The 25,807-nt window shown below is 69.2% G+C and carries 27 protein-coding genes; 9 read left to right on the forward strand and 18 right to left on the reverse strand.

Annotated elements, in window-relative coordinates; all coding sequences use genetic code 11:
* Positions 1-42 precede the first annotated feature (42 nt).
* A complete protein-coding gene (locus AXK61_RS19550) occupies positions 43-1,146 on the forward strand; it encodes a NaeI family type II restriction endonuclease (protein WP_082789455.1) in 1,104 nt (367 codons plus the stop codon).
* 29 nt (positions 1,147-1,175) lie between these two features.
* Here the strand turns inward: AXK61_RS19550 and AXK61_RS19555 are convergent, their stop codons facing one another.
* The 7 genes from AXK61_RS19555 to AXK61_RS19585 form a co-directional block, all read right to left on the reverse strand.
* Entirely contained in the window at positions 1,176-2,264 is a 1,089-nt protein-coding gene (locus AXK61_RS19555) for a DNA cytosine methyltransferase (protein WP_068746775.1), read from the reverse strand.
* Between the two features lie 142 nt (positions 2,265-2,406).
* Entirely contained in the window at positions 2,407-5,991 is a 3,585-nt protein-coding gene (gene smc, locus AXK61_RS19560) for a chromosome segregation protein SMC (RefSeq protein WP_068746776.1), read from the reverse strand.
* Positions 5,992-6,016: 25 nt separating this feature from the next.
* Positions 6,017-6,466, reverse strand: coding sequence for a DUF350 domain-containing protein (locus AXK61_RS19565; RefSeq protein WP_068571057.1), 450 nt, complete (start codon positions 6,464-6,466; stop codon positions 6,017-6,019).
* Positions 6,463-7,668 (reverse strand): glutathionylspermidine synthase family protein, encoded by a 1,206-nt coding sequence (locus tag AXK61_RS19570; RefSeq protein ID WP_068746777.1) that lies wholly within the window; start codon positions 7,666-7,668, stop codon positions 6,463-6,465. The genes AXK61_RS19565 and AXK61_RS19570 overlap by 4 nt, the downstream gene beginning before the upstream one ends.
* Positions 7,668-8,495, reverse strand: a complete 828-nt coding sequence (locus tag AXK61_RS19575; RefSeq protein ID WP_068571055.1) for a hypothetical protein — start codon at positions 8,493-8,495, stop codon at positions 7,668-7,670. The genes AXK61_RS19570 and AXK61_RS19575 overlap by 1 nt, the downstream gene beginning before the upstream one ends.
* A gap of 3 nt (positions 8,496-8,498) precedes the next feature.
* Positions 8,499-8,780 carry an acylphosphatase gene (locus AXK61_RS19580; protein WP_269451180.1) on the reverse strand — a complete coding sequence of 94 codons (282 nt, stop codon included), beginning with the start codon at positions 8,778-8,780 and terminating at the stop codon, positions 8,499-8,501.
* 4 nt (positions 8,781-8,784) lie between these two features.
* Positions 8,785-9,222 carry an OsmC family protein gene (locus tag AXK61_RS19585; protein ID WP_068571054.1) on the reverse strand — a complete coding sequence of 146 codons (438 nt, stop codon included), beginning with the start codon at positions 9,220-9,222 and terminating at the stop codon, positions 8,785-8,787.
* An 89-nt stretch (positions 9,223-9,311) separates the two neighbouring features.
* Here AXK61_RS19585 and AXK61_RS25170 point away from each other — a divergent pair, with 89 nt between their 5' ends.
* From AXK61_RS25170 to arr, 3 genes are read left to right on the forward strand one after another with little or no spacing between them, the layout of a single operon-like run.
* Positions 9,312-9,833, forward strand: a complete 522-nt coding sequence (locus AXK61_RS25170) for a hypothetical protein (protein WP_139057867.1) — start codon at positions 9,312-9,314, stop codon at positions 9,831-9,833.
* A gap of 23 nt (positions 9,834-9,856) precedes the next feature.
* Positions 9,857-10,351 (forward strand): DUF1648 domain-containing protein, encoded by a 495-nt coding sequence (locus tag AXK61_RS25175; protein ID WP_068746778.1) that lies wholly within the window; start codon positions 9,857-9,859, stop codon positions 10,349-10,351.
* Between the two features lie 15 nt (positions 10,352-10,366).
* A complete protein-coding gene (arr, locus tag AXK61_RS19600) occupies positions 10,367-10,789 on the forward strand; it encodes an NAD(+)--rifampin ADP-ribosyltransferase (RefSeq protein WP_068571051.1) in 423 nt (140 codons plus the stop codon).
* A gap of 30 nt (positions 10,790-10,819) precedes the next feature.
* Here arr and AXK61_RS19605 read toward each other — a convergent pair whose 3' ends face one another.
* Positions 10,820-11,518, reverse strand: a complete 699-nt coding sequence (locus tag AXK61_RS19605; protein WP_068571050.1) for an LGFP repeat-containing protein — start codon at positions 11,516-11,518, stop codon at positions 10,820-10,822.
* 135 nt (positions 11,519-11,653) lie between these two features.
* Positions 11,654-13,078 (reverse strand): aminotransferase-like domain-containing protein, encoded by a 1,425-nt coding sequence (locus AXK61_RS19610; protein WP_068571049.1) that lies wholly within the window; start codon positions 13,076-13,078, stop codon positions 11,654-11,656.
* Between the two features lie 93 nt (positions 13,079-13,171).
* Between AXK61_RS19610 and AXK61_RS19615 the strand changes: the two genes are divergently transcribed.
* On the forward strand, positions 13,172-14,410 hold the full coding sequence (locus AXK61_RS19615; RefSeq protein WP_068571048.1) for an aminotransferase class I/II-fold pyridoxal phosphate-dependent enzyme: 1,239 nt from the start codon (positions 13,172-13,174) through the stop codon (positions 14,408-14,410).
* Positions 14,411-14,437: 27 nt separating this feature from the next.
* On the opposite strand, the gene mutM is transcribed toward AXK61_RS19615, so the two are convergent.
* The 7 genes from mutM to AXK61_RS19650 form a co-directional block, all read right to left on the reverse strand.
* Complete coding sequence (gene mutM / locus AXK61_RS19620) at positions 14,438-15,298, reverse strand: bifunctional DNA-formamidopyrimidine glycosylase/DNA-(apurinic or apyrimidinic site) lyase (protein WP_068746779.1); 861 nt, start codon at positions 15,296-15,298, stop codon at positions 14,438-14,440.
* Positions 15,298-16,077: a ribonuclease III gene (gene rnc / locus AXK61_RS19625; protein ID WP_068746780.1), complete on the reverse strand. Its 780-nt coding sequence runs from the start codon at positions 16,075-16,077 to the stop codon at positions 15,298-15,300. Before rnc ends, mutM begins: the two co-directional genes overlap by 1 nt.
* On the reverse strand, positions 16,074-16,658 hold the full coding sequence (locus AXK61_RS19630) for a YceD family protein (protein WP_068746781.1): 585 nt from the start codon (positions 16,656-16,658) through the stop codon (positions 16,074-16,076). Before AXK61_RS19630 ends, rnc begins: the two co-directional genes overlap by 4 nt.
* 49 nt (positions 16,659-16,707) lie before the next feature.
* Positions 16,708-17,508, reverse strand: coding sequence for a DivIVA domain-containing protein (locus AXK61_RS19635; protein WP_068746782.1), 801 nt, complete (start codon positions 17,506-17,508; stop codon positions 16,708-16,710).
* 131 nt (positions 17,509-17,639) lie between these two features.
* A complete protein-coding gene (gene coaD / locus AXK61_RS19640) occupies positions 17,640-18,113 on the reverse strand; it encodes a pantetheine-phosphate adenylyltransferase (protein ID WP_068571043.1) in 474 nt (157 codons plus the stop codon).
* Positions 18,110-18,670 (reverse strand): 16S rRNA (guanine(966)-N(2))-methyltransferase RsmD, encoded by a 561-nt coding sequence (gene rsmD, locus AXK61_RS19645; protein ID WP_068746783.1) that lies wholly within the window; start codon positions 18,668-18,670, stop codon positions 18,110-18,112. The genes coaD and rsmD overlap by 4 nt, the downstream gene beginning before the upstream one ends.
* 21 nt (positions 18,671-18,691) lie before the next feature.
* Entirely contained in the window at positions 18,692-19,993 is a 1,302-nt protein-coding gene (locus AXK61_RS19650) for an MFS transporter (protein ID WP_231855615.1), read from the reverse strand.
* A 331-nt stretch (positions 19,994-20,324) separates the two neighbouring features.
* Here AXK61_RS19650 and AXK61_RS19655 point away from each other — a divergent pair, with 331 nt between their 5' ends.
* Positions 20,325-21,932 carry an alkaline phosphatase D family protein gene (locus tag AXK61_RS19655; protein WP_068746785.1) on the forward strand — a complete coding sequence of 536 codons (1,608 nt, stop codon included), beginning with the start codon at positions 20,325-20,327 and terminating at the stop codon, positions 21,930-21,932.
* Here AXK61_RS19655 and AXK61_RS19660 read toward each other — a convergent pair.
* Positions 21,919-23,304, reverse strand: coding sequence for an LLM class flavin-dependent oxidoreductase (locus AXK61_RS19660; protein ID WP_068746786.1), 1,386 nt, complete (start codon positions 23,302-23,304; stop codon positions 21,919-21,921). The genes AXK61_RS19655 and AXK61_RS19660 overlap by 14 nt on opposite strands.
* A 60-nt stretch (positions 23,305-23,364) precedes the next feature.
* Complete coding sequence (locus tag AXK61_RS19665) at positions 23,365-23,745, reverse strand: VOC family protein (protein ID WP_068571038.1); 381 nt, start codon at positions 23,743-23,745, stop codon at positions 23,365-23,367.
* A gap of 40 nt (positions 23,746-23,785) precedes the next feature.
* Here AXK61_RS19665 and AXK61_RS19670 point away from each other — a divergent pair, with 40 nt between their 5' ends.
* The 3 genes from AXK61_RS19670 to ectA are packed head-to-tail and all read left to right on the forward strand — an operon-like array spanning position 23,786 to position 25,788.
* Positions 23,786-24,649 carry a ribokinase gene (locus AXK61_RS19670; protein ID WP_068746787.1) on the forward strand — a complete coding sequence of 288 codons (864 nt, stop codon included), beginning with the start codon at positions 23,786-23,788 and terminating at the stop codon, positions 24,647-24,649.
* Positions 24,646-25,203, forward strand: a complete 558-nt coding sequence (locus AXK61_RS19675; RefSeq protein WP_068746788.1) for a Vgb family protein — start codon at positions 24,646-24,648, stop codon at positions 25,201-25,203. The genes AXK61_RS19670 and AXK61_RS19675 overlap by 4 nt, the downstream gene beginning before the upstream one ends.
* Positions 25,204-25,257: 54 nt before the next feature.
* Entirely contained in the window at positions 25,258-25,788 is a 531-nt protein-coding gene (gene ectA / locus AXK61_RS19680; RefSeq protein WP_068746789.1) for a diaminobutyrate acetyltransferase, read from the forward strand.
* The last annotated feature ends 19 nt before the right edge of the window (positions 25,789-25,807 follow it).

The raw sequence follows: 25,807 nt of genomic DNA on the forward strand, positions 1-25,807 counted from the left end.
TCAACCCTTCTGCACGAGCGTCTATCACGATCGGGGAACAGAATGTCATCACTCGAACCGGAGCCAAGCACCCTCTTCAAGTACGTCGACTTGAGCCTTCCTCTCGATGTCGACTCACCGATACTGGGGCACACACGCAAGCGGATGAATCCACCGCCGCCCAACTTCACCAAGTCGAAACGTCCCAAGATTGCGTTTGGCCCGCGCCCATCTTTGGGCGCCGGCACCCCGCCAACCAGAGCAGAAGACCCCGAACTCTGGGAAGTCCACGACGCCGTATTACGTGCCGATTCAACCGGCACGCACTTCGCACTGTGTATTAGGTTCGCATTCGATCAGATCCTCGATGGACAACGCACCGGGCGCTGGGACGTGACACAGCTCTCCAAGACCGAGAAGACACATATCGGCACTCTTGTCGAGATCTGGCTCCAACGCGAGTTTCAATTCGAAGACGGACACCATCTCGATTTCGCGATTTCTGGAATTGATGTCGACTGTAAATGGTCACAGAATATTTACGAATGGGAGATACCTCTCGAAATGTACTCGGACAGAAACGAAATCGCGTTAGTCGTATGGGCGAACGAAGACACTGCGCGGTGGGCGGCAGGCTTGGTGCGCATTGCCGAGTCCGTTCTGAAGCCGATGGGCAAGCAGCGCGACAAGAAGCGCAGACTCAACGACACCGGAATCGATTCCATCCTGTGGATCTTCCGAGAGCAGCCAATGATCCGCAATGTTCTCAACGAACATCAGTCCGTGGCCGCACGTCTCGCGGCGCAGAATAGTGGGCAGGCTGCGGTTAATCTACTTTTCCGCGAGGTGCAAGGTAGGCTGATCAATCAGTCGACGATTGCCACAGCTGCCCAGCAGATCGATGCAAGCAAGCGAGCGCGCGATGCACGTAGACACCTGGCTTCCGAGGGGATCCTCGTATTGGGCCCGTACCAGGCCCACGCCGCGATCGCTGCTGAGCTTGGCCTCCCACGCCCAGGACGCAGCCAGTTTGTGAGTGCCCGAGTGACCCCATTCTCCGACGGTGATAGTGGCGACTCAGCTGAAATTGACGGTACCTCGTGGCGACTCGCCATAGAATCAGATCCAGTTATCGCCGCGCCCAGACTTCCAAAGGTTTCGTGGTAGAGCGGTTGATCCCATCAGATGACGCGAAACTACATTGCCATGGCTGAGTACCGACTCGGCGTCCATCCGAACTCAACTTCACTAATCGCAACGTCGCGATCTGCCTCACTGATGCCGAGCACCGCGGACAGGACGTGGACACCGAGCCTCGGCGGAACCGCGTTACCGACCTGCTGGGAGATGTCGCCGCCGCTCCACGGGTAGTCGATGGGGAAAGTCTGCAGGCGACCCGCCTCGTTCATCGAGAATCTGGTCTCGGTGCCGTCCGCCAGTAGGACCTTGTTCCTCGAAACTTTGCCCGTCACAGTGAATGCTGGCAGGTCGGATGTGCGGCGTCCGCGAGCTCGCGCGTCTCCACCCGTTCCATAATTCGACACCACCGTGAAGGGTGCGAGATGTGGCAGGACACCCCCCATCGTTTCCCAATGCGCGACACCCGCGTCGACTACCGAAGGGCGTCCCTTGCCTTGATACTTCATGTGGGTCGGAGTAGGTAGCGAGATACATTCACTCGGAACACCCCGTCGCGCGATCAGCACAGCTCGCCGCCGTGTCTGGGGAACTCCGAACTCCTCAGTCCGGAGAATCCCTGTATCCACGCCATAGCCGTGCGTTTCCAGCACCCCAGCAACGGCCTCCCACACTGGAAGCACCGCTGGTACCTGCTCCATGACGATTGCTTCATAGGGGGTAGAGGCCGTCAGCGCCCACAGCAACGGCTGCAGCACCAGCCCAGTTCGTTCGTCGTCGAACTGCGCGACCTGATGGTCGACCTCGTCGAGCTTGCCGGCACCGAGCTTGTCCACCAGGTCAAGGACTGTGTCCAACGCCCTACGCCCTGCTCCGTGACCCGCAACCGTGAACGTTTGGCAAGGCGGCCCTCCCGTCAGCACGTTGTAGCCCGTGAAGTCTGACGGTCCGAAGTGGCGGACGTCCCCTGCCTGCGTCGGTAACTGGGCAGCAATCCGGGTCTCGATCGCGGCAGAGTCAAACTCGATTCCGACAGATTCGATTCCCAGCCAGTGAGCCGCTACGTCGAGGCCGCCTGGACCGGCGAAGAGGTCGACGATCCTGGGAGATGCGAGTCGCGGTAGTTGACCCAATCGCGTATCTGACATGGTTTCACCAGCTTATTCGATGTCGATTCGAGACGCCTACAGGCGCGCCGACCCCGGTCGAACGCCCACAGCGCTTCAGGTAGCGCGAACACTACCGACCCTGACTGACAAGTTCGCACGTACGGTTGCGCGGCTGAACGTCTTAGACGGGCAGCGCGCCCAGCTCCTGCCCACGAATCCGCTGGGAGATGACCTGCGTGATCCCATCTCCCCGCATCGACACGCCATACAGCGCGTCGGCGACCTCCATCGTCGGCTTCTGGTGCGTGATGACGATCAGCTGGCTCTTGTCCCGCAGCTGCTCGAACAGGGAAATCAGCCGCCGCAGGTTGGTGTCGTCCAACGCCGCCTCGACCTCGTCCATCACGTAGAAGGGTGAGGGCCGGGCACGGAAGATGGCGACCAGCATCGCGACGGCGGTCAGGGACTTCTCACCACCGGACAGCAGTGAGAGTCGCTTGACCTTCTTGCCCGGCGGCCGGGCCTCCACGTCGATGCCCGTCGCGAGCATGTCGGAGGGGTCGGTCAGGATCAGCCGGCCCTCGCCACCCGGGAACAGGGTCTCGAAGACACCCACGAACTCGCGCTCCACGTCCAGCCAGGCCTCGGTGAACACCTGCAGGATCTTGGCGTCCACCTCCTCGACCACGCTCAGCAGATCCTCGCGGGCCGATTTCACGTCCTCGAGCTGCGTGGAGAGGAAGTTGTAGCGCTCCTCCAGCGCCGCGAACTCCTCCAGCGCCAGCGGGTTCACGCGGCCCAGCGTCGCGAGATCCTTCTCCGCGAGCTTGAGCCGCCGCTCCTGCGCCGCCCGATCGAACGGCAGCCCCACCGGCTTCATCACGGTCTCGCCCCGCTCGCGCGCGGCCTCGTACTCCTCCAGCTCCAGCGCAGAAGCCGGCAACAAGACATCGGGCCCGTATTCGGCCACCAGATCGTCCGGCGCCATGCCGAACGACGACAGCACCTGCTCCTCGAGCTGCTCGATCCGCAGGGCCGCCTGCGCCCGCGCCACCTCGTCGCGATGCACGGCATCCGTCAGCTGGGCCAGCCGGGCGGCCAACGACGAGCTCTCCTGCCGAGCCACATCCAACGCCCCGGCACGCTCGGCCCGTGATGCTTCCAGCGCATCACGGTGCGCGGCAGCCCTTGTCACCGCCCGCGCCAACCGCGACGACACCAGCGAGGCTCCCTCGGCAACCGACGCCGCAACCGCAGCAGCAGACAACCGCGATGCAGCCGCCGCCTCAGCCCGCTCCCGCGCCGCCCGCTCGGCCGCGGCGGCCCGTCGAAGCCCCTCGGCCTTGCCCCGCACACCGGCCGCACGCTCCTCGGCCGTCCGCCGAGCGAGCCGGGCCTCCATCTCCACCGAACGCGCCGCAGCAAGGGCCGCAGCCGCAGCGTCGCGCTCCTCGGTCCCCACGGTCACCGACTCGGACGGCAGCGCCTCGGCCAGCCGCAGCCGCTCCTCGCGCTCGACCAGCGCCGCCCGCGTCTCGTCCCGGGAACCTTCGATCCGGGTTCGCTGGGCCACCAGACGCTCGGCCTCGTCCCGCGCACTCCGCGCCGCCTGGCCCAACCGCGCCAGCTGCTCGTAGATCGCGCCCAACTGCGCGTCCGACTCGTGCAGGGCGGCCAGCGCCGACTCCGTCACCTCGCGCCGCGCCGCCAAGTCCTCGTTCGCCCCGGCCAGAGCAGCCGACAGAGACTCCACCGAACGCCGGGTCTCCCCCAGCGTCGCCTCCGCCGTGTCGATCGACTTCTGCACCTCGAGCGTCGACTGCCGCGCCGCGGAACCGCCGGTCAGCACTCCGTGGGAGATCACGTCACCGTCGGACGTGACGGCCCGCAGCTCGGGCCGCTCCGCGACCACCGCCACTGCCTCCGGAACGGAGCCGACGAGCACGCATCCGGCCAGCGCCGCCGTCACCGCCCCCGCCAACGACGACGGTGCCTCCACGCAGTCCGCAGCCCAGACGGCACCGTCGGGCAGGGGGCCGCCCGGCAACGAACCCGACGCGAGTCCCTCGACGACGACCGTCGCCCGTCCGCTGTCCGCGTCGCGCAGCGCGGAGATGGCCGAAACGGCCAGATTCCGAGAGTCCGCCGCCACGGCCTCGGCCACCGGGCCCAGCGCCACCGCGACGGCCTTCTCGTACCCGGCCCGGATCGCGAGCCGCGAGGCGACGGCAGCGGTCACCCCGTCCACGTGCTCGACGACCCAGGCGGCACCGTCGCCCCGGTCCAGATTCATCGACAGCGCCTCGATGCGTGCGGCGAGTGAGGCGACCTTCTGCTCCGCTTCGCGCTCCGAGGCCTGTAGCTCCTCGACCCGCGCGGTCGCGGCGTTGAAGGCGGCGACGCTGCGCTCGTGGTGCTCGTCGAGCGACGCCTCGGAGGCGTCGAGCTCGGCGATCTGCCCCTGGACCTGCTCGAACTCGGACTCGGCGGCCTCGGCGCGCTCCACGGCCTCGGCGATCGCGGCCGTCAGCCGGCCGGACTCCGCCTCGACGGACTCCGCCCGGGTCCGCAGGGTCTCCACCTGGCCGGCGAGTCGCGCCAACCCTTCCCGACGGTCCGCGATGGCCGCGACCGCGGCCATGTGCGCCTTCTCGGCCTCCCGGGCCGACTCCTCACGCTCGGCGAGCTCGTCGGTAGCGCCCTCGAGGATCATGGCGGCCTCTTCGAGGGCCTCCATGAGCTCGGCCTCCTCCTCGGCGACGCGCTCGGCCTCGGCTTCGAGCTCGTCCGGGTCCCGGCCCGGGGCGTGCTGCACGGGCTCGGACAGCAGGCGGGCGCGTTCGGAGGCGATGCGGCCCGTCGACGAGACGCGTTCGGCGAGCGCCGAGAGCGAGAACCAGCCCTCGCCCGCGGCCTTCACCGCCGGATCGAGCGTGGCCACGGCCTCGGAGTGCGACGTGACCAGCGCGTTCGCCTCGTCCAGCTGTTCGGCGACGAGGTTCTGCTCCTCGCGCACCGCGGCCTCGTTGCCGCTCTGGTCGGCGAGTTCGGCGCGACGTCGCACCAGGTCGTCCGCGGCCAGGCGGAGCCGTGAGTCGCGGAGGTCGGCCTGGATGGTCTGCGCCCGCCGCGCGACCTCGGCCTGCCGCCCCAGGGGCTTGAGCTGGCGGCGCAGCTCCGTCGTCAGGTCGGTGAGTCGGGCGAGGTTGGCCTGCATCGAGTCGAGCTTGCGGACCGCCTTCTCCTTGCGGCGCCGGTGCTTGAGAACCCCGGCCGCCTCCTCGATGAAGGCGCGACGCTCCTCGGGCTTCGACTCGAGGATCGCGGCGAGCTGGCCCTGCCCGACGATGACGTGCATCTCGCGGCCGATGCCGCTGTCCGAGAGCAGTTCCTGCACGTCCATGAGCCGGCACTTGGTGCCGTTGATCTCGTACTCACCGGCGCCGTCGCGGAACATGCGCCGCGTGATGGAGACCTCGGAGTAGTCGATGGGCAGCGCACCGTCGGAGTTGTCGATGGTGAGCGTGACCTCCGCGCGGCCCAGGGGCGCCCGGCCGGAGGTGCCGGCGAAGATGACGTCCTCCATCTTGCCGCCGCGCAGCCCCTTGGCGCCCTGCTCGCCCATCACCCAGCGCAGCGCGTCCAGGATGTTCGACTTGCCCGAGCCGTTGGGCCCGACGACGCAGGTGATGCCCGGTTCGAGGCGAAGAGTCGTCGCCGAAGCGAAGGACTTGAAGCCCTTCAACGTCAGCGACTTGAGATACACGAAACGCCAGTTTAGGCGGTGCCCGTCAGAGGACCGCCATCGCCACGATCAGACCGAGGGCGATGTGGCACGCGCCGATCACCCGGGCCTGCGGGAGGAACACCTCGGAGTACATGAGCTCCTCCATGTCCACGCCCGTGACCAGGTCCAACACGCGCACGGACACGATCTGGGCGATGATCCCGACGAGGCCGTAGACCACCGCGTAGGTCACGCCCTCCGCCAGCCGTCCGCCCGCGGCGTAGATCGCGACCACGATGATGAAGGCCATCGACAGCATGCCCGCCGCGGTCACGTAGGTGGCGTTGGGTTTGCCCGCCTTGACGAGCTCGCGGAGCTTGCCGGGCGTGGACAGGTCGACGGCGTAGAAGCCGGCGACCATCAGCACGAGGCCCACGAGGGCGTACAGGCAGATCGCGCCGACGCCCTTACCCAGGGTGCCCATGTCCGCGGCGGCGAGGAAGGTCGTGTTCATGATGCGGTCGTACCTTTCGGAGTGATGCGGTGCGGGATGAAGGCGGCACCGTCGTCGGTGATGAGGCCGGAGGTCTCGCGGATGCCGATGCCGGCGGACTCGTCACCGACGACCCACGCCCCGATCACGGGACGGTAGCCGTCGAACTCGGGCAACGGGTCGAACATCTGGTACACGTAGCCCTCGGCGCCGTAGACGCCGCCGGTGGCCGTCTCCCGACCGCTGTCCACGATCGTGAGGTTCGCGCCCTCCCGCCCGAGCTTCGGCTTCTTCACGTACTCGGTGAGGAAGCCGGGGCTGTCGATGAAGGCGGGCAACAGGTTCGGGTGGTCGGGGTACATCTCCCACAGCACCGCGAGGATCGCCTTGTTGGAGAGGATCGTCTTCCACAGCGGCTCGATCCACGTGGTGGCGGGGATCGATTCGACGACCCGCTTGCCGAAGTCGTCCTCGAGGATCCACTCCCACGGGTACAGCTTGAACACCGAATGGATCGGCGCGTCCTCGAGATCGACGAAGGTCTTCAGGTCGTGGTCCCAGCCGATGTCCTCGATGGGCAGCCCGACGGTGTCGAAGCCCGCCTCGGCGGCCGTCTCCTGCAGGTAGCCGGTGGTCACGTGGTCCTCGCCCGTCGCGTCGGCGCCGGACCAGGTGAAGTGCAGCTCCGACGCCGGGAGGACATTGCGGATCTCGCCCCAGCGCGCGACGAGCGCCTCGTGCAGCGAGTTCCACTGGTCGTAGCCGCCCTCGTCCCAGGAGCGCTTGTCCGGCGCGGTGTCCTGGAACCAGTACCACTGCACCACAGCGGCTTCCAGCAGGGAGGTGGGCGTATCGGCGTTGTACTCCAACAGTTTCGCGGGCCGCCGGCCGTCGTAGCGCAGGTCGAACCGTCCGTAGACGTGCGGGTCCTGCCGCTTCCACGACTCCTCGATCGGGCCCCACGCCCACTCGGGGATGCCGAAATCGGCGTACCGCTCGGTGAGGATCACGTTCTCGACGGCCTTGAGGCACATCGAGTGCAGCACCTCCACCTGCGCCTCGAGGGCGAGCACCTCGTCCATGTCGAACTCGTAGAACACGGACTCGTCCCAGTAGTTCCGGCTGTCGCCGGCCCCGTCGCGCGCCGGGGTGCCGAACACCAGGCCCTGCGATTCGACGGTCCGCTGCCAGCCCTCGCGGGGCGTTCCGCGCATGCGCCGCATCAGGAACCGCTCGATCCGGAGCCGCCCTTGGAGCTCCCGCCCTTGCTGGAGGTGCCCAGGCCGCCGCGATCGATGTTCTTGCCGCTCGAGCCGCTGTTGCTGCCCGCGTTGGTGTTTCCAGACCCGCCCTTGTTGCTCGTGCCCTTCGATCCGGCGGCGGGCGGCGCGGGCTTGCTCGCCGCGTTGGTCTGGCCGTTGGTGCCGAAGGAGGTGGTCTTGGCCGGGTCGATCGCCGACCCCGACGAGGTCCGGAACGCGGTGTTGGCGGGCCGGTCGTAGCTGCCGCCGGTGAGGCGGCCGTTGTTGACGGTGCCGCCGTAGTTGTACCGATAGCTCAGGCCGTTGAGCAGGATGAACCCGGTCACCGGGTTGTACGTGCCGCGCGAGCAGTAGTCGTCGGAGACCACCTGCTGCCCGTCCACCGTGCAGTACGCCGTCTGCGTGCTGACGTTGCGCGCACCGTCGTTGTCCGGAATGGCGACGTAGAGCAGGGCGATCGCACCGACCACACCCACGCCGACGCCCGCGCCGATCATCTGCTTGCGGCGCCGGCTCTTCTTCGCGGCCGCGGCGGCGGCCTCCGCGGCCTCGCGCTCCTGGTCCTCGGCACGCTGGCGCTGCGCGCGCTGCCGGGCGCGGGCCTCGGCCACCGTCTCCGGGCGTGCCTGCGTGTTCTCGTCCTGCTCGCGCATCCGGCCCGGTCGCCGCGGAGCGTCACCGGTGTCCGGCAGGTGCAGTTCGGGCGGCATGCCCGGCACGGGAAGGTGGTTCGACTCCGGCCCGGGGATGAAACCCGCGGGACGGTTCTCAGGAACGGGCGGCTGCATGCCTCACCTCTCCTCGAACGACGGGAGCCCGCCGCGTGCGGGCCCGAACAGTTCCACGACCAGGTCGACCCTGCCCGGTGTGTGCCCCGACCAGAGGCGCTGCAGCAGAGTGTCGCACGCCGGGCGGCCGCCCTCGACCACGACCCGCACGCGACCGTCCGGCTGATTGGCCGCGTAGCCGAGCAGGCCGAGTTCCAGAGCCTGGGTCTTGGTCCAGTAGCGGAAGCCGACGCCCTGCACGCTGCCGTGGACCCACGCCGTCATCCGCGCCTGCTCGTCGGTCACCGAGTCAGTCCGTGGTGATGTCGAGGTTGACGACGGTGCCGGCCTTGAGCGTGCGGCCCACGGTGCAGACCTGATCGATCGCACGGCGCGCGATCGTGACCAGGCGCTCCCGCGCGGCCTCGTCGAGCTCGGACAGGTCCAGCTCCAGGATCTCGTTGAGCTCGGGGTAGACCTCGTTCTCCCGGTCCGCGTCACCGGAGACCCGGACGACCGCGTCGTAGTCCTCGCCGAGCCGGCGGGCGAGCACGTGGTCCGTGGACATGCCGCTGCACGCCGCGAGCGCGATCTTGAGCAGCTCGCCGGGGGTGAACACGCCCTCGACGTCCACCGAACCGACCAGCACCTCCGCACCGCGCGAACTGCGACCCGTGTACCGGCGCACGCCGGTGCGCTCGACCCAGAGTTCCGTGGACGGTGCCTGCGCGTTCGTATCGTCGGCCATGCGACCAATCTACGGCAGATCCGGGCATCTCGACCGCATCCGGTTCCCGCGCCCGGTGCCGTTCACCGAACGCGCGTACCGTGCGGATCATGCGGGCCCGCCAGTGGATCTTCGTCGTCGCCGTTCTCGCGTGCGCGGCCGCTCTGGCCTGGGCGGCCGCGTCCGGTCCGGACCCGTTCCCCACCCACACGGGGCTGGGCGGCCGGGCCGACAGTTGGCGGCCGCGGGGGTCCGCGGTCGTCGAGCTCGCGCTCGTCACCGGCGGCCTCGCCGTCCTCTTCGCCTGCCTGTCGTACGTCGCGCCGCGGCTGCCGGCGTCATTGGTGAACACCCCGCGCCGCGACTACTGGCTGACGGACGCGCACCGTCCGGCGTTCTCGCGGATCATCGCGGACTTCTTCCTCCTGATCGGCAGCGTCGTCCTGTTCCTCGGCGCGGCGTCCACCGCCCTGTCCGTGATCGACGCGCGCGAGAGCGCCGCCCGGTCGGCTCTGCTGGTGCTGTTCGTCCTGACGGTCGCCGCTTCGGTGATCCACCTGTTCTGGACGCTGTCGCATCCGCCGCGCTCCCCCGCCGTCAGGCCCCGTCGCGCCGCTCCCCACCCCAGGTAGTTCGCAGCAGTAACCTTGCAATCATGAGACCTCGATGGTGGATCTTCGTCGGCTCACTGATCCTGTGCGCGGCGGCCCTGGCGTGGGCGGCATCGTCGGGCCCCGATCCGTTCCCGACGCACTGGGGCCTGAACGGCGCGGGCGATTCGTTCTCGCCCCGCGGCAGGGCGCTGGCGATCAACGCGGCCGGAGCGGCCGGGGTCGCGGTGCTGTTCGCCCTGCTGGCGAAGTTCGTATCGGCGATCCCCGATGCGATGATCAACCTCCCACCGGGCACCCGGGCCTACTGGCTCGATGCCGAGCACCGCGCGGAGTTCGACGCTCTTCTGCAGCGTTGGCTGCTCATGATCGGCTCCGGAGTGCTACTCCTCCTGACCATCACGATCGCGGGGGCGATCCTCGGTTCAGGATCGAATCCCGTTCTGGCCGTGGCCGTGTGGGTCTTCCTCGCACTGATCCTCGCGGGCGTCGTGCACCTGATCCGAACGCTCGTCACGGCGCCGAAGCGCGCGGCGTAGCGCTACGCTGGGCGAATGAGTCAGGCGCCGGGCGAGGGCCCGTTCTTCCACGGAACCACCGCCGAACTCCGGCCCGGGGACCTCCTCCGCGCGGGGTTCCGCTCCAACTACAACCCGGACGTGGTCATGAACCACATCTACTTCACGGCCCTGCGGGACGGTGCGGGTCTGGGTGCCGAGCTCGCTGCGGAACTCAAGGCCGACGGTGCCGCCCCGCACGTCTACGAGGTCGAGCCGACGGGTGCGTTCGAGGACGACCCGAACGTCACCGACAAGAAGTTCCCGGGCAACCCCACCCGCTCGTTCCGCAGCACGGAGCCGCTGCGCGTCGTCGCCGAGGTCCACGACTGGACCCGGCTGACGCCCGAGGCCCTGCGGATGTGGCGCGACACCATCGTCTCCAAGGCCCCCGCCGACCGCGGCGAGATCATCAACTGAGCGCCGCGCGGGGTCCGGTCGTGGCCGGGCTTACAGCCCCGCGGGCACGACCTTGCCGTTGACGGTGACCTCGACCTTGCCGGTCTGGGGGTTGAAGGTGATCTTGCCGTGCTCGAAGGTGGTCTGCTTGACCGATCCGACGGTGGTCTCGTCGCTCGTCACGGCGCCGAGCGGGCCGGCGGAGCCGTTCGCGCCGCCCACCTTCTGGGGCTTGCCCTCGGCGTCGCGCTCAATGTTCCAGGCGTCGCGGATCTTGCCCCAGGTGATGTAGGCGGGGGTTCCGGCGTCGGCGTTCTTAGCCGTGATCACGCCGCCCTTGAACTGTTGGAAGATCACACCGCTGTCGCGGGTGCCGGCGTTGTGCGAGCCCATCAGCACCGGGCCGAGCCCCTTGCGTTGGGCCTCGGTCGCGGACGCGTACTTGACGGCGATCGGGCCCGTCAGCTTCACCTCGCTGCCGTCGGTGCCCTTGGCCGTGACCGTGCCCGACGGCTTGGCCGCCGTGGACGACCGCGCCGCGGACGATCCCGACGATGCGGGGCGCGACGCGGAGGCGCCGGCGGACGATGAGGATCCCGCCGTGGTGGTCGACGCAGCTGCGGATGCGGTGGTCGTCGATGCGACGTCCTTGGTGTCCGCGGTGCTGCTGCATCCCGCGGCGATGAACAGGGCCGCGGTCAGTGCCACTGCGGCGCCGACGGCGCGCCGATCTGCGAATCTCGTGCTCATGAGGTCGTGTTCAGTCCCTACCGCGGCACGATCGGCCGCTCGTTCGAACATTCGGCGTCCACGACTCTAGCGACGCAGGCAGTGCTCCACCGGGCGACTGCGGAATCCGTTGCGCGTCATCGTGAACGACCCGCCTCATCGCGTGGGAAGGGCCAGGCCGGTCAGCACCTCCCGGAGCGATGCGCCGAACGCATCGGCATCGCGACCGTGGAGCCTCGCATAGCTGAGTACCAGCCCCGGGACCGGTTCCGCCGCACACTGGCTGCTCAACGATCGCGTGCGCCAATCCCGTTCGCTGAGCGCTCCGACCACCGCCTCGTCGTCATGCCCGGGCAGCAGCACGCACAGGTGCAGCCCCGCCTCCACACCGGTCACCACGAGTTCGGGGCAGTGCTCGCCGAGCACCGTCACCAGCCGCATCCGGCGGTCGCTGTACACGCGGGCCGCGCGCGCCAGGTGCCGATCCATCGCGCCGGTGCGGATGTACTCCCCCAGCGCGTCGGCGGGCAGCGCCGACGGTCCGCGTCGGTGGACCGCCAGCCAGCGCTCCACGGGCCTGCGCAGTCCGGCCGGCGGCACGCACCAGGCGACCCGCAGGTCCGGTGCCAGCGACTTCGACGAGGTCCCCACGTACGCCACGTGATCGGCCGCGCCGGGAAGCGTCACCAGTGCCGGCAGCGGGGCGACGCCGTAGCGGAACTCGCCGTCGTAGTCGTCCTCGATGACGAGCGACCCCGTCCGGCCGGCCCACTCCGCCAATGCGACGCGGCGCTCGACGCTCATCCGGTGGCCCAGCGGGTACTGGTGCGCGGGCGTGGTGAAGACGATCGCGGGGTCGTCGCCGAGCGCCGCAGTCGACAGCCCGTCGGGATCGGCGGCGTGGAATCTCACGTCGAGGCCCTGGTCACGGGCCATGAGCAGCGCGCCGCGGTACCCGGGATCCTCTATGTGCACCACCGCGGACCGACCCGGCGAGGCGTCGACGAATGCCGCGTACAGCGCGGCGACCGCGGACCGCGAGCTGTCGAAGAGCAGCGGCTGCGCGTCGGCGATGCCGCGATGCCGTCGCAGGTGCCCGGACAGCGCGGCCACCAGCGTGGGACTGGGCTCCTCCCACGGATTCACGCCGGCCATCCCACCCGCCGCCGCCCGAACCGCGCGCCGCCATGCCCGCTCGTCGATCAGCGCCGCGTCGGGGATGCCCGGCCGGAGGTCGCGCGGGGAGCGCCCCTGCCGCGGAGCGGGGTCGGGCGTCGACGGCGTGGGCGCGACACCGCGGGTCCGCGCCCCGGCGCGCGCGGCGACGGCGGCACCGTCGCTGATCCGCGTGCCCGAGCCGTGCTGGGCGACGATGAATCCTGCCGCGGCGAGCTCGTCGAACGCCCGCACGACGGTGCCCCGCGAGACGCCGGCCTGCTCGGCGAGGGCGCGGCTCGACGGGAGCCGGTCACCGTCGGACAGTGCGCCGTCCGCGATCCGCTGGACGATCGCCCCCACCAGCTCGGTCGCGCCGGCGATCTCGCCCAGGACGAGGGAGCCGGAGGCGGCGGTGCGAGTCATGGGGGAAGTGTAGGCCGCTCGCGACGAAGTGGTCCTGCCGAATCGACGAAAGTGGAGCTTCTCATCGGTCCGCATAGACGATGGGATGGACCCATGACGATCTACCGGCAGTCCGACCGCCTCCGCGACGTGCGCTACGACGTGCGGGGCCCGATCCTGACCGAGGCGATGCGCCTCGAGCGCGAGGGACACGACGTGCTCCGCCTCAACCTCGGCAACATGCGGCCCTTCGGCCTCGACGCGCGGCCGGAGATCGTCGACGCGGTGGCCGCCAATCTCGGCGCCGCGCAGGCGTACTCCGATTCGCGTGGCATCGCTCCGGCCCGCGAGGCGGTCGCCGAGCACTACCGGCGGTGCGGCATCGAGGCGGCCTCCGCGGAGCACGTCTTCCTCGGCAACGGCGTCAGCGAGCTCATCACGCTCACGCTGCAGGCGTTCGTGAACCCCGGCGACGAGATCCTGGTGCCTGCACCCGACTACCCGACGTGGACGGGCGCCGTGAACCTCACCGGCGGCGTCCCCGTGCATTACGCGGCCGACGAGGCGAACGGCTGGAACCCGTCGATCGAGGACATCGAGTCCAAGGTGACGCCGCGGACCACCGCGCTGGTGATGATCAACCCCAACAACCCGACCGGCGCCGTGTACAGCGAGGAGACGGTGCGCGGGATGGCCGATGTCGCGCGGCGGCACGGCCTCGTCCTGCTCAGCGACGAGATCTACGAGGAACTGGTCTTCGGGGGCGCCCGGCATCATCACGCGGCCCGCGCGGCCGGCGACGACGTGCTGTGCCTGACCTTCGGCGGGCTGTCGAAGGCGTACCGGGTGTGCGGCTACCGTGCCGGCTGGGTCATGGCGACGGGCGCACTCTCCCAGGCCGCCGACCTGCTGGAGGGCATCACACTGCTGTCCAACATGCGGGTCTGCCCGAACGTGGCGGGCCAGTACGCGATCCCGCTCGCGCTGGAGGCCGGGCGACCCGGTTCTCCCCTGTCCGGCGACATCGTGGATCCGGGCGGCGTGCTGGCGCGGCAGCTCGCGGTCACGGCCGACGCGCTCAACGCCATCCCCGGTGTCAGCTGCGTTCCGCCGCGCGGCGCGCTGTACTGCTTCCCGCGGCTGGATCGCGAGATGTTCGGCATCGACGACGACGAGGAGTTCGTCCTCGACCTCCTGCGCACCGAGCACATCCTCGTGACGCACGGGACCGGATTCAATTGGCCCGAGCCCGACCACTTCCGGATCGTCTGCCTGCCCGAGGTATCGATCCTCGAGCGCGCCGTCTCCTCGATCGGCGACTACCTCGATCGCCGGCGGCGCATGGCCGCGTGACGACTACCCGGTGCGCTCGCGGCGCGACTACCCCCGTGGCTGCGGTTGGCACTTCGGGCAGAAGTGCGAGCCCCGGTTCATGAAGGACTCGCGCCGCATGATCGTCCCGCATCGTCGGCAAGGATCACCGTCGCGCCCGTAGGCGTCGAGGCTGCGCGAGAAGTAGCCGGACTGGCCGTTGACGTTCACGTACAGCGAGTCGAAACTGGTGCCACCCTGGTCCAGGGCGGATCGCATCACGTCGGTGGCATCGTCGATCAGCCGGCCGAGGGCGGGCTTCGTCAGCGCCGACGCGCGCCGCCGGCCGTGGATGCCGGAGCGCCACAGCGCCTCGTCGGCGTAGATGTTGCCCACGCCGGAGATCACGGTCTGATCCAGCAGGATCCGCTTGATCTCGGTGTCCTTGGCCTTCATCCGCCGCACCACGGCATCCCGGTCAAACAGCGGATCCAGCGGATCGCGCGCGATGTGCGCCACCGATTCCGGGACGAGCGTGCCGGCGACCTCCACGAGCGGGTCCACCGCCCAGCCGCCGAAGGTGCGCTGATCGACGAAGCGGAGCACGGCATCGTCGGACAACCCGGCCCGGATGCGCAGGTGGCGGTCGTCGCCCGGGCCCACCAGCATCTGCCCGCTCATCCCCAGGTGCACCACGATCGCGGCATCCGCCGATTCACCGCGGCGCGTCAGGGGCAGCCACAGGAACTTCCCGCGCCGCTGCGCGGATTCGACGGTGGCGCCGGTGATCTGGCCGATCATGTCGGCCTCGCCCGCGGCGTGCCGACGCGCGGCCCGCGGGTGCAGGACCTCCACGGAGGTGACCCCGCGCCCCACCAGGTGATCGACGAAGCCGCGGCGGACGACCTCGACCTCGGGGAGCTCGGGCATCAGGCCGACTCGGGTGCGGGCTCCGCAGCGACCGTGTCGGCTTCCGCAGCCGACGAGTCGGTGTCGTTCTCGTCCAAGGACTTCCACGCCGCTGCGGCGGCGCGCTGCTCGGCTTCCTTCTTGGTGCGACCCACGCCCTCGCCGAGGTCGTGCTCATCGACCACCGCGACGGCGGTGAACTCCTTGTCGTGGTCGGGCCCCGTCGAACTGACCCGGTACGCGGGCGCACCCAGGTCCCGCTCGGCGGTGAGCTCCTGCAGCGAGGTCTTCCAGTCCAGGCCGGCGCCCATCGACGACGACGCCGTCAGCAGCGGCAAGAACAGGCGCAGGACCACCTCGCGCGCAACGTCGATGCCGTGCTCGATGTGCACGGCGCCCAGCAGGGCCTCCGTGCCGTCGGCGAGGATCGAATCCTTGTCGCGGCCGCCCGTGAGCTCCTCACCACGGCCGAGGAACAGGTGCGCGCCGAGGCCGCCCTCCCCCAGCCCGCGGGCCACGCGCGCCAGGGCGTGCATGTTGACGACGCTGGCGCGGATCTTCGCGAGCTCACCCTCGGGCTTGTCGGGATGAGTCACGTAGAGCCACTCGGTCACCGAGATCCCCAGCACGCTGTCGCCCAGGAACTCCAGCCGCTCGTTGGTGGGCAGGCCGCCCGCCTCGTAGGCGTAGGACCGGTGCGTGAGGGCGAGCGTGAGCAGCTCGTCTTCGAGACCGACGCCCAGTGCTTCCAGCAGCGGGGCGCGGTCCGTGGCGGGCGGCGCGGGAAGGCGCTTGCTCACTTGTCGTCGGCCTCGCCCTCGGCGGCCGAGGAGAACTGCGCCAACTTCGCCCAGCGGGGATCGAGCTGCTCGTGGGCGTGGTCTGCGGGGAGATCCGCCAGCCGCTCGCCGCACACCTGGCACAGGCCCCGGCAGTCCGGCGAGCAGGTGGGATCGAGGTTCAGTTCCATCCCGACGGCGTCGATGATGGCCTGCTCGAGGTCGATCAGATCGTCGTCGATGCGGTACATCTCGTCGTCGTCCGTGGTCTTCGCCGTCTCGCTGTCCGGGTAGGCGTACAACTCGGTGAGGAACAGGTTGAGGGCGCCGGACACCTCGCCCAGGCAGCGCGCGCACTGCCCGGTCGTGTCGGCGCTCACGGTGCCGGTCACGAGGACCCCCTCGGACACGGCCTGGACCTGAAGGTCCAGGTCGATCTCCTCGCCGGCCTCGATGCCGATCAGGTCGACACCGATCCGTTCGGGAGCGGCCACGGTGCGGTGCATCTGCGCAGAGGTGCCCGGACGACGACCGAAGGCTCGGACGTCGAGGACGTACGGCTTGCCGGCCGGCTGGCGCACGGCGGCACTGGTTTCGTTCACAACAAACCTCGGAAAGTGTCGGGGGTCGAGCCAAACACCCGATTGTACGTCAAGAAGCCCGGTGCGTATCCGCGCGCGACTCCGCGAACTCCTCGAGGTAGCCGTCGGCGGCGCCGTGGTCGCTGTAGTCGTGCACGCCGGCGGCGGTGCGCAACTGCTGACGGCCGCGGTTCACCGAACGCATGGTGGCCCCGAGAACCTCCTCGAACTGTGCGAGCTTGGTGTCGACGTACACGTCGCACTCGCCGCGGAGGCGGTCGGATTCCGCGTGGGCCGCGTCGATGATCCGGTCCGACTCACCCTTGGCTGCCGCCACGACCTCGGTCTCCGAGACCAGGCGCTCCTGCTCGGCGATGCCCTCGGACACCGAGCGCTGGTACGCGGCGTTACCGTCGGCCACGACCCGCTCCGCCTCGGACCGCGCGCGGCCGGTGACGGCCTCGTACTCGCGCTGGGCGCCCCGTCGGACCCGCTCGTCCTCGGCGCGGGCCTCGGCGACCAGCCCCGTGGCGTGCTGGTGGGCCTCGGCCACCATGCGGTCGGCCTGGGCCTTCGCGTCGGCCAGCAGGCGGTCCGCCTCGGCGCGCGAGCGGCTCAGCGTGGCGTCCGCCTCCGAGTTCGCCTGTGTCACGGTGGTGTCGTAGTGGGTGCGCGCCTCGCTGATCAGGCGATCCTTCTGGTCGAGCACGTCCTGCGCGTCGTCCAGATCGGCCGGGAACGCGTCACGGATGTCGTCGAGGAGCTCGAGCACATCCCCGCGGGGCACGAGGCATCCGGCGGTCATGGGGACGCTGCGCGCCTCCTCCAGGATGGCGCCCAGCTCGTCCAGTGCTTCGAATACGCGGTACATACACCCATTGTGACGGGTGGGACCGATGTTTCGCCGTAACGCCGCCGCCGCGTGTCGAGCGGGTCGTCGATTCGGCGGATTCCTCCCCTACGAGGCCCGATCCGGCCTCGTGATCCAGGAATCGACCGATTTCACGACAACTTGGCCGCCAACGCGGTCTGCACGTTGGGCGGGATCAGCTCGGAGACATCGCCACCCAGCTTCGCGACCTCCTTGACCAGCGAACTCGAGACGTAGGAATACCGCGGGGCCGTGGTCAGGAACGCGGTCTCGACGCCGGTCAGGTGCATGTTCATCCCGGCCATCGGCAGCTCGTAGTCGAAGTCGGTGGAGTTGCGCAGCCCCTTGAGAATGCACGCCACGCCGTTGTCCCGCGCGTAGTCCACGAGCAGCCCCGTCCACCGGTCGACGGTGACTCCGGGCAGGTCCGCGACATTCTCCTCGATCAGCGCGATCCGCTCGTCGATGGAGAACATGCCCTGCTTGTTGGGGTTCACCACGACGGTGATCACGAGCTCGTCGAAGATCCGTGCGGCGCGGCGGAAGATGTCGAGGTGGCCGTTGGTCATGGGGTCAAAGGACCCGGGGCAGCACGCCTTGCTCATACCCGGTCATCCTGCCAGACGGCGATCTCCACGCGGGTCTCTCCGTAGTCCCGGGACATGTCGAGCTCGAATCCCTCCGGCCACGTCGCCGCCGGCGTCCGGGCCGAGCGCTCCACCACCACGTGCGCGCCGGCCGCGAGCCAACCGCCGGACAGCGCGGCGAGGTCACCGTCGACGGCCTCCGCCGGCACGTCGTACGGCGGGTCCAGCAGGACCAGGTCGAAGGGCTCGGCCGGGAGGTCCAGGAACGCCCGCACGGCCCGACGGTGCGCCACCGCCCCGTCGAGCCCGACGGTGCGCGCGTTCTGGTTGATCACCATGACCGCCTTGGCATCCGAGTCCACGAGGACAGCGCGGGCGGCGCCGCGCGACAGCGCCTCGAAGCCCAGCGCGCCGGAGCCCGCGTACAGGTCGAGGACGGCGAGCCCGTCGAAGTCCAGACGCGACTGCAGTGCACTGAACAGCGCCTCCCGCACGCGGTCCGAGGTCGGGCGGGTGCCGCGGGGCGGCACCGCGAGCCTGCGCCCGCGAGCCGCCCCCGCGATGATCCTGGTCATCGCACCAGCCTAACGGCGGCGTCAGCTCGCCTTGGCGAGCCTCGCCTCCTCGATCTGCGCGAGCCGAGTCGCGTCGGTGTCGGGCCCCGGCACCTCGGTGCCGCGCAGGGAGCAGCCGTTCGTCTCCTGGAGGAACGGCAGGGCGATCAGGCCGATCACGCAGGCGCCCATCATGTACCAGGCGGGGAACATCGACTGCCCGGTCCCGTCGACCACAGCCTCGTTCACCAGCGGCGCTGTACCGCCGAAGGCCGCGGTGGCCACGTTGTAGGCGATGGCGAAGCCTGCGAAGCGAACCGGTGTGGGGAACATCGCGGGGAAGGTCGCTGTGATCGTGGCGAGCTGCGGGATGTACAGAACACCGAGCACGACCAGCGCCAGCATCGCCCACACGACGCCCTGCTTCATCAGCTCGAACATCGGCCAAGCCAAGAGGAGCAGACCTATCAGCGACAGCCACCACATCGGCTTCCGTCCGGTGCGATCGGACAACGCGCCGAAGAACGGAATGAGTGCCGCCATGATCACCTGTGCCACCAGCAGGATCTTCGACCCGGACTCGGGGTCCATTCCGATAGCGCTGCGCAGGTACGTAGGCATGTAGGCGATCAGCGTGTAGTTCGACACGTTGAGCGCGATCACCAGGCCGAACAGGATCAGGATCGGGCGCCACTGCTGCGTCAGCAACTGCTTGATGCCGGCGAGCACCGAGTCCTGGTTCTCGTTCTGCTCCTTGACCTCTTCGAAAACGGGGCTGTCGTGGATCTGGTTCCTCAGGTACCAGCCGATCAGGCCCATCGGCAGCGCGAACAGGAACGGGATACGCCAGCCGAACGACTGCATCTGGTCGTCGGACAGCAGCACCTGCAGGAGCAGCACAATCGCGGTACCGCCGGCGAAGCCGCACATGGTGCCGAACTCGAGGAAGCTTCCGTACTTACCGCGATGCCGGTCCGGCGAGTATTCGGCCATGAAGGTCGCGGCGCCGCCGTACTCGCCGCCGGTCGAGAACCCCTGCACCACACGCAGCAGGATCAGCAGAATCGGCGCGAGCCAGCCGACCGAGGAGAAGGTCGGAAGGAAGCCGATCAGCGCGGTCGAACCCGCCATCAGCAGGATGGTCGTGGCGAGAACCGCCTTGCGACCGATCTTGTCGCCCAACGGACCCCAGACGAACCCGCCCAGCGGCCGAAGCACGAACGAGATGGCGAAGCCGAGAAGTGTTCCGAAGTTGCCCGAGTCCTCGGGGAACAGCGCGTTCGCGAGGTAGACCGCCGTCGAGGCGTACACACCGTAGTCGAACCACTCAGTGAAATTGCCCATCGCGGAAGCGCCGATGGCCTTGTGAAGCGTCTTCTTGCGCTGTTGCTCGGTCTCCTGAAGTCCGGTCACGGACAACGGAGATTCCACGGAAGGCGATGTTGAATTATCAGGCATGCAGATCAGCCCCTGGCGTTGGTCACCGTGCGGACCGGGCTTGCCTGTGGCTAGACACTGCTGGGCCCACCGGACGTGTGATTACCGCGCGTTCGACGTTAACAGAATCGAACGATCCATCCACCGCCACCGGTTCATCAGGTGGACACCGTCCGGCATCCCCGCTGGTAACCCTGCGTTCGCCGGGCGGGAACCCGATCCGGGCATCGTCCTGTCCATGCCCCTCAGTGATTCCCCGTTCTCGCGTCGCACCGCCCTCCGCGCCGGTGCCGCCGGCGCGCTGCTCGTCCCCGCAGGCGCACTGCTGTCCGCCTGCGGTACGTCGTCCGACGGTGCCGCGGCCTCGTCGTCGGCCGGCTCGACCGGCCTGGTGCGCGGCCGCCCCAGCCTCACGCACGGCATCGCCTCGGGCGATCCGCGGACCGACGGTGCCCTCGTCTGGGCCCGTTCGGACACGCCCGCGCGGATGATCGTGGAGACCGCCTCGTCGGAGTCCTTCAGCGACCCGCGCCGCTTCGAGGGCCCGAAGCTGGACCCGTTGTCCGACGGTGCCGGGCGGTTCCGCATCACCGGTCTCGAACCGGGGCAGACGGTGCACTACCGCGTCACCCTCGAGGGCGAGAACGGCGCGCTGTCCGAGCCCCGCGCGGGCACGTTCCGCACGGCACCGGCGGCGGGGAACGTCAAGTTCCTGTGGTCCGGTGACGTGGTGGGCCAGGGCTGGGGTATCAATCGCGATGGCGGCATGGCGATCATGGGCGCGATGGCCGACGCTCGGCCGGACTTCTTCATCCACTCCGGGGATGCGATCTACGCCGACAACCCCGTGCCGGAGACCCAGAAGCAGAACGACGGCAACACCTACCGCAACGTCACCGCTGCGGCGAAGAACCAGGTCGCGCAGACCCTGGACGACTTCCGCGGCAACTTCGCCTACAACCTGCTCGACGAGCACTACCGCCGGTTCGCGGCGACCGTGCCGCAGCTGATCCAGTGGGACGACCACGAGGTGATCAACAACTGGTACCCGGGCGAGTCCCTTGCGGGGCAGAAGCGCAAGGGCTACACCGAGACCGACGTGAACAAGCTGGCGGAATACTCCTATCGGGCGTGGCGGGAGTGGCAGCCGGTGCAGCCGACCGACGCCGCCGACGGCCGCCTGTACCGCAAGATCTCCTACGGCCCGCTGCTCGACGTGTTCGTGCTGGACATGCGCAGCTACAAGGATCCGAACCCGAACAACTGGGCCACCACCGACGACGGCGGCATCCTGGGCGCCAAGCAGACCCAGTGGCTGATCGACGGCCTGAGCGGCTCCACCGCCACGTGGAAGGTGGTCGCGAACGACCTGCCGCTGAGCATCGTCGTGCCGGACTCGCTGTCGGACCCCAAGGACGGCCCGAAGTCGATGGAGGCGGTGGCACAGGGTGAGAACGGCACGCCGCTGGGGCGCGAGATCGCGTTCTCCCGCATCCTGTCCCGGACCAAGGACGTCAAGAACATCGTGTACCTCACCGCCGACGTGCACTACACCGCCGCGATCTCCTACCACCCGGACAAGGCCACGTACCAGGACTTCTCGCCGTTCTGGGAGTTCGTCTCGGGCCCGCTCAACGCAGGCGCGTTCCCGAAGAGCCCGCTGGATGGGACCTTCGGGGCGCAGTACGAGTTCGTGCACGCCCCGGACACGCCGAACACGTCCCCCGCCGAGGGCTTCCAGCACTTCGGCGAGGTGACGATCGACTCGGGCTCGCGGGCGCTCACGGTGAACCTGCGCGACGCGAAGGGCGCGAGCCTCTACGCGAAGGAACTCACGCCGGCGTAGGCGCGCCCACGTAGCGGTGCCGCCGGGCGGGGTGATCGGCGGGGAGCCGGTCGCCCTGTCCGAACAGCTTGTGGCGCAGCGTCCCGGGGGTGTACTCGGACGGGTACACGCCCCGTCGGCGCAGCTCCGGCACGATGAACTCGACGATGTCCTCGAAGGTACCGGGAGTGATGGCGTAGGCCAGGTTGAAGCCGTCAACGTCGGTCTCCTCGCCCCACTCCTGCAGTTCGTCGGCGACGCGCTGCGCGGACCCCACGAGCACCGGCCCCATGCCGCCGATCCGGCCCCACTTGCCGATGTCCTCTACCGTCCAGTCCTTACCGGACGGGTCGGCCTGCTGGAAGTTGGAAACGGCGGAGATGATGGCGTTGGATTTCACGTCGCCCACCGGATCGCTCGGGTCGTAGGCGCCCAGGTCCACGCCCATCCACCCGGACATGAAGACCAGCGAGCCCTCGACGCTCGCGTAGCGGTGGTACTCCTCTAGTTTCGCCTGCGCCTTCGCCTCGGTCTCGTCGGTCACGATGGTCAGGAGGGTGTAGACCTTGGCGGAGTACGGGTCCCGGCCGTTGGCGACGAGGCCCTCGCGGACGGTCCGCACCACGTCCTTCAGGATCGCCTTGGTCGGCGCGGCCACGAAGATCGCCTCGGCGTTCTCCGTCGCGAACTTCAGGCCTCGTGGCGATGCGCCGGCCTGGTAGATCACGGGGCTGCGCTGCGGCGAGGGCTCGCCCACATGGATGCCCGGCACGTCGAAGTACTTGCCGTGGTGGCCGATCGGATGCACCTTCGACGGATCGGTGAACACGCCGCTCTCCCGGTCGCGGATCACCGCGTCGTCCTCCCAGGAGCCCTCCCATAGCTTGTAGAGGACCTCGAGGTACTCGTCGGCGTGGTCGTAGCGCTCGTCGTGCTGCAGCTGATCGAGCTGCCCCATGTTCTTCGCCGCCGACGGCAGGTAGCCGGTCACCACGTTCCAGCCGATCCGGCCGTTCGTCAGGTGGTCGAGCGTGGTCAGCCTGCGCGCGAACGGGAACGGGTGCTCGAAGCCGGTACCGGCGGTGATCCCGATACCCAGGTGCTCGGTGGCGCCGGCAATCGCCGACGCCAGCAGGATCGGGTCGGACACCGGCACCTGCGCCGCGTGCTTGATGGCGGCGTCGCCGTTGCCGTTGTACGCGTCGTAGATCCCCAGGACGTCGGCGATGAAGATGCCGTCGAAGGTGCCGCGCTCCAACAGCTTCGCGAGATCGGTCCAGTAGCTCAGTTCCTTGTAGCGGTGGGACTGGTCCTCCGGGTGGCGCCACAGCCCCGGGGACTGGTGGGCGACGCAGTTCATGTCGAAGGCGTTGAAGCGGATCTGGCGGGTCATGATGGGCGACGGTATGCCGGTGGCCGTCCCGCGCCCAGCCTTGCGCTCAGCGTGACGCGATCACGCGAGGTTGAGCTGCCAGGAGACACCGAACCTGTCCCCCACCCACGCGAAGGCCGTCGAGAAGCCGTACTCCCCCAGCGGCATGTACGTCTTTCCCTCGGCGCCGAGCACCGCGGTCAGACGCTCCAACTCGACACGGTCGTCGCAGTCGACGAACAGTGACGTCGACGGGGTGAAGTCGAAGGCGTGGTTCACCGCGCTGTCGCTGATCAACACGTGCTCGCCCTTGATCACCAGCTCGGCCAACTGGATGCCCTGCGCCGGGTCCGCGTGCGGGACCGACGTGAGGACGGCACCGTCGAACGCCGAGACGTACAGGTCGATCGCGGCCGCAGCCGTGCCGCCCTGGAACATGAGGAACGGACGAATCATGGTCATGGGCCGAGCCTACGGCGACGGTGCGTCGTAGGGTGCGGACATGACATCAGTGGTCGTGGTGGGCAGTGTGAATCTCGATGCGGTCACCGTGTGCGAGCGTTTTCCCCGGCCGGGAGAGACGATCACGGGACGCTCGGTGATCTTCGGACAGGGCGGCAAGGGCGCCAATCAGGCGAGGTCGGCGGCCCGCGCGGGCGGCGCGACCGTGTTCGTGGGCGCGGTGGGCGAGGACGCCGCCGCCGAGACGGTACTGGGCTCGCTCGCGGCGGCGGGCGTCGACGTCACGCGAGTGGCGCGCGTTGCCGGCAGCACCGGGTTCGCGAACGTCACGGTCGACGCGTCGGGCGAGAACCACATCGTGGTGGTGCCCGGCGCGAACGCACAGGTCCGCATCGACGACGGTGCGCGGCGGGCCATCGCCGCGGCGGACGTGCTGCTGCTGCAGCTCGAGATCCCGCTGGAGACGGTCGTCGAGGCCGCCCGCGCCGCGCGGGAGGCGGGCACCGTCGTCCTGCTCAATCCCTCTCCCGTGCAGGACCTCCCCGACGAGCTGGTGGACCTGCTCGACGGGGTGATCGTCAACCGGGACGAGGCGGAGGCGCTCGCCGAGGTCGTGCGCCGCGTTCCGCAGGTCGTCACCACCCTGGGCGGCGACGGGGCCCGCACGTCCGGGCCGGACGGCGAGATCGCGACGCCGGGGTTCGCAGTGCACGTCGTCGACACCACGGGCGCGGGTGATGCCTTCGCGGGCGCGCTCGCCGCCGGCTGGCAGCTCCCACCGGCCGAGCGATTGCACAGGGCGAACGCCGCGGGCGCGCTCACCGCCACGGGCGCAGGCGCGTCCGCGGCACCGTCGGCAGCCGAGATCGACACCTTTCTCGCCGCGCAGGAGGCCGCTCGATGAGTATCACGATCCACGACGTCCCCGGTTCCGGTCCCTACGCGCTGACCGCCGGCCCGGACGGCGGCCTCTGGTTCACCCTGGTCGGGAGCGGCGAGGTCGGTCGGTACGACGTCGAGGCCGGGGAGACCGCGCTCTATCCGGTAGGGCCGGACGCCGGGCCCACCATCATCGTCCCGGGCCCCGACGGCGCGCTGTGGTTCACCGAGATCGGTGCCGGCCGGATCGGCCGGATGACGCCCGACGGGGCCGTCACGCACGGGCCCCTCGCCGACCCCGCCGCACGGCCCCACGGCATCTGCGCCGGACCGGACGCCCGGATGTGGTTCACGGAATGGGCCGGGAACGCGGTCGGATCGGTGGATTCGGAGGGGCGAATCCGCAGGTACGAGCTACCGATGCCCGGCGCGGAGCCGCACGGGATCGCCCTCGGCCCCGACGGTGCGTTGTGGGCCGCGCTGGAGGCCGGGTCGCTCGCGCGGCTGGCCCCTCCACGCCATGATGTGACCCATCTCACATTCACCCGGCTCGCTGGGGATACACCGGTGTTCCAGTGACCGATTTCGGAGCGCGGGTGACTTCCGCCGGGCCGGTTGTTAGCGTCGAAAGCGATGAGCCCGTCTCACAAGAGCGATCCCACCGCCCCCGCGAGATCGGGGGTCACCACCCGACGCCCGTCGATCGACGACGGGATCCGGCTGTGGGAGATCGCCAGGGACACCGAGGTTCTGGATCTCAATTCGACGTACGCGTACACGCTGTTGTGCCGTGACTTCGCCGCCACCACCATCGTCGCCGAACGTGACGGTGCGGTAGCGGGTTTCGTCACGGGCTACCGCCGACCCGACCGCCCGGACACGCTGTTCGTGTGGCAGGTCGCGGTGGACGCCGCGCACCGCGGTCACGGCATCGCCTCGCGTATGCTCATCGATCTGTTGGATCATCTTGCGGTGGCGGGCGTTTCACGCCTGGAGACCACGATCACCGCATCCAACACCGCGTCCCAGGAGCTGTTCGGCTCCGTGGCCAAGAAGCGCGGTTCCACTCTCACGGTGCGCGACCTGTTCGCCTCGCACCACATCTCCCCCACGCAATCCGACCCCCACGAGCCGGAGCAGCTGTACGTCATCGACCCCGCCTGACCGGCGGGGGCTGCAGGCC

This window comes from Tsukamurella pseudospumae, assembly GCF_001575205.1.
In the GTDB taxonomy this organism is placed as follows: domain Bacteria; phylum Actinomycetota; class Actinomycetes; order Mycobacteriales; family Mycobacteriaceae; genus Tsukamurella; species Tsukamurella pseudospumae.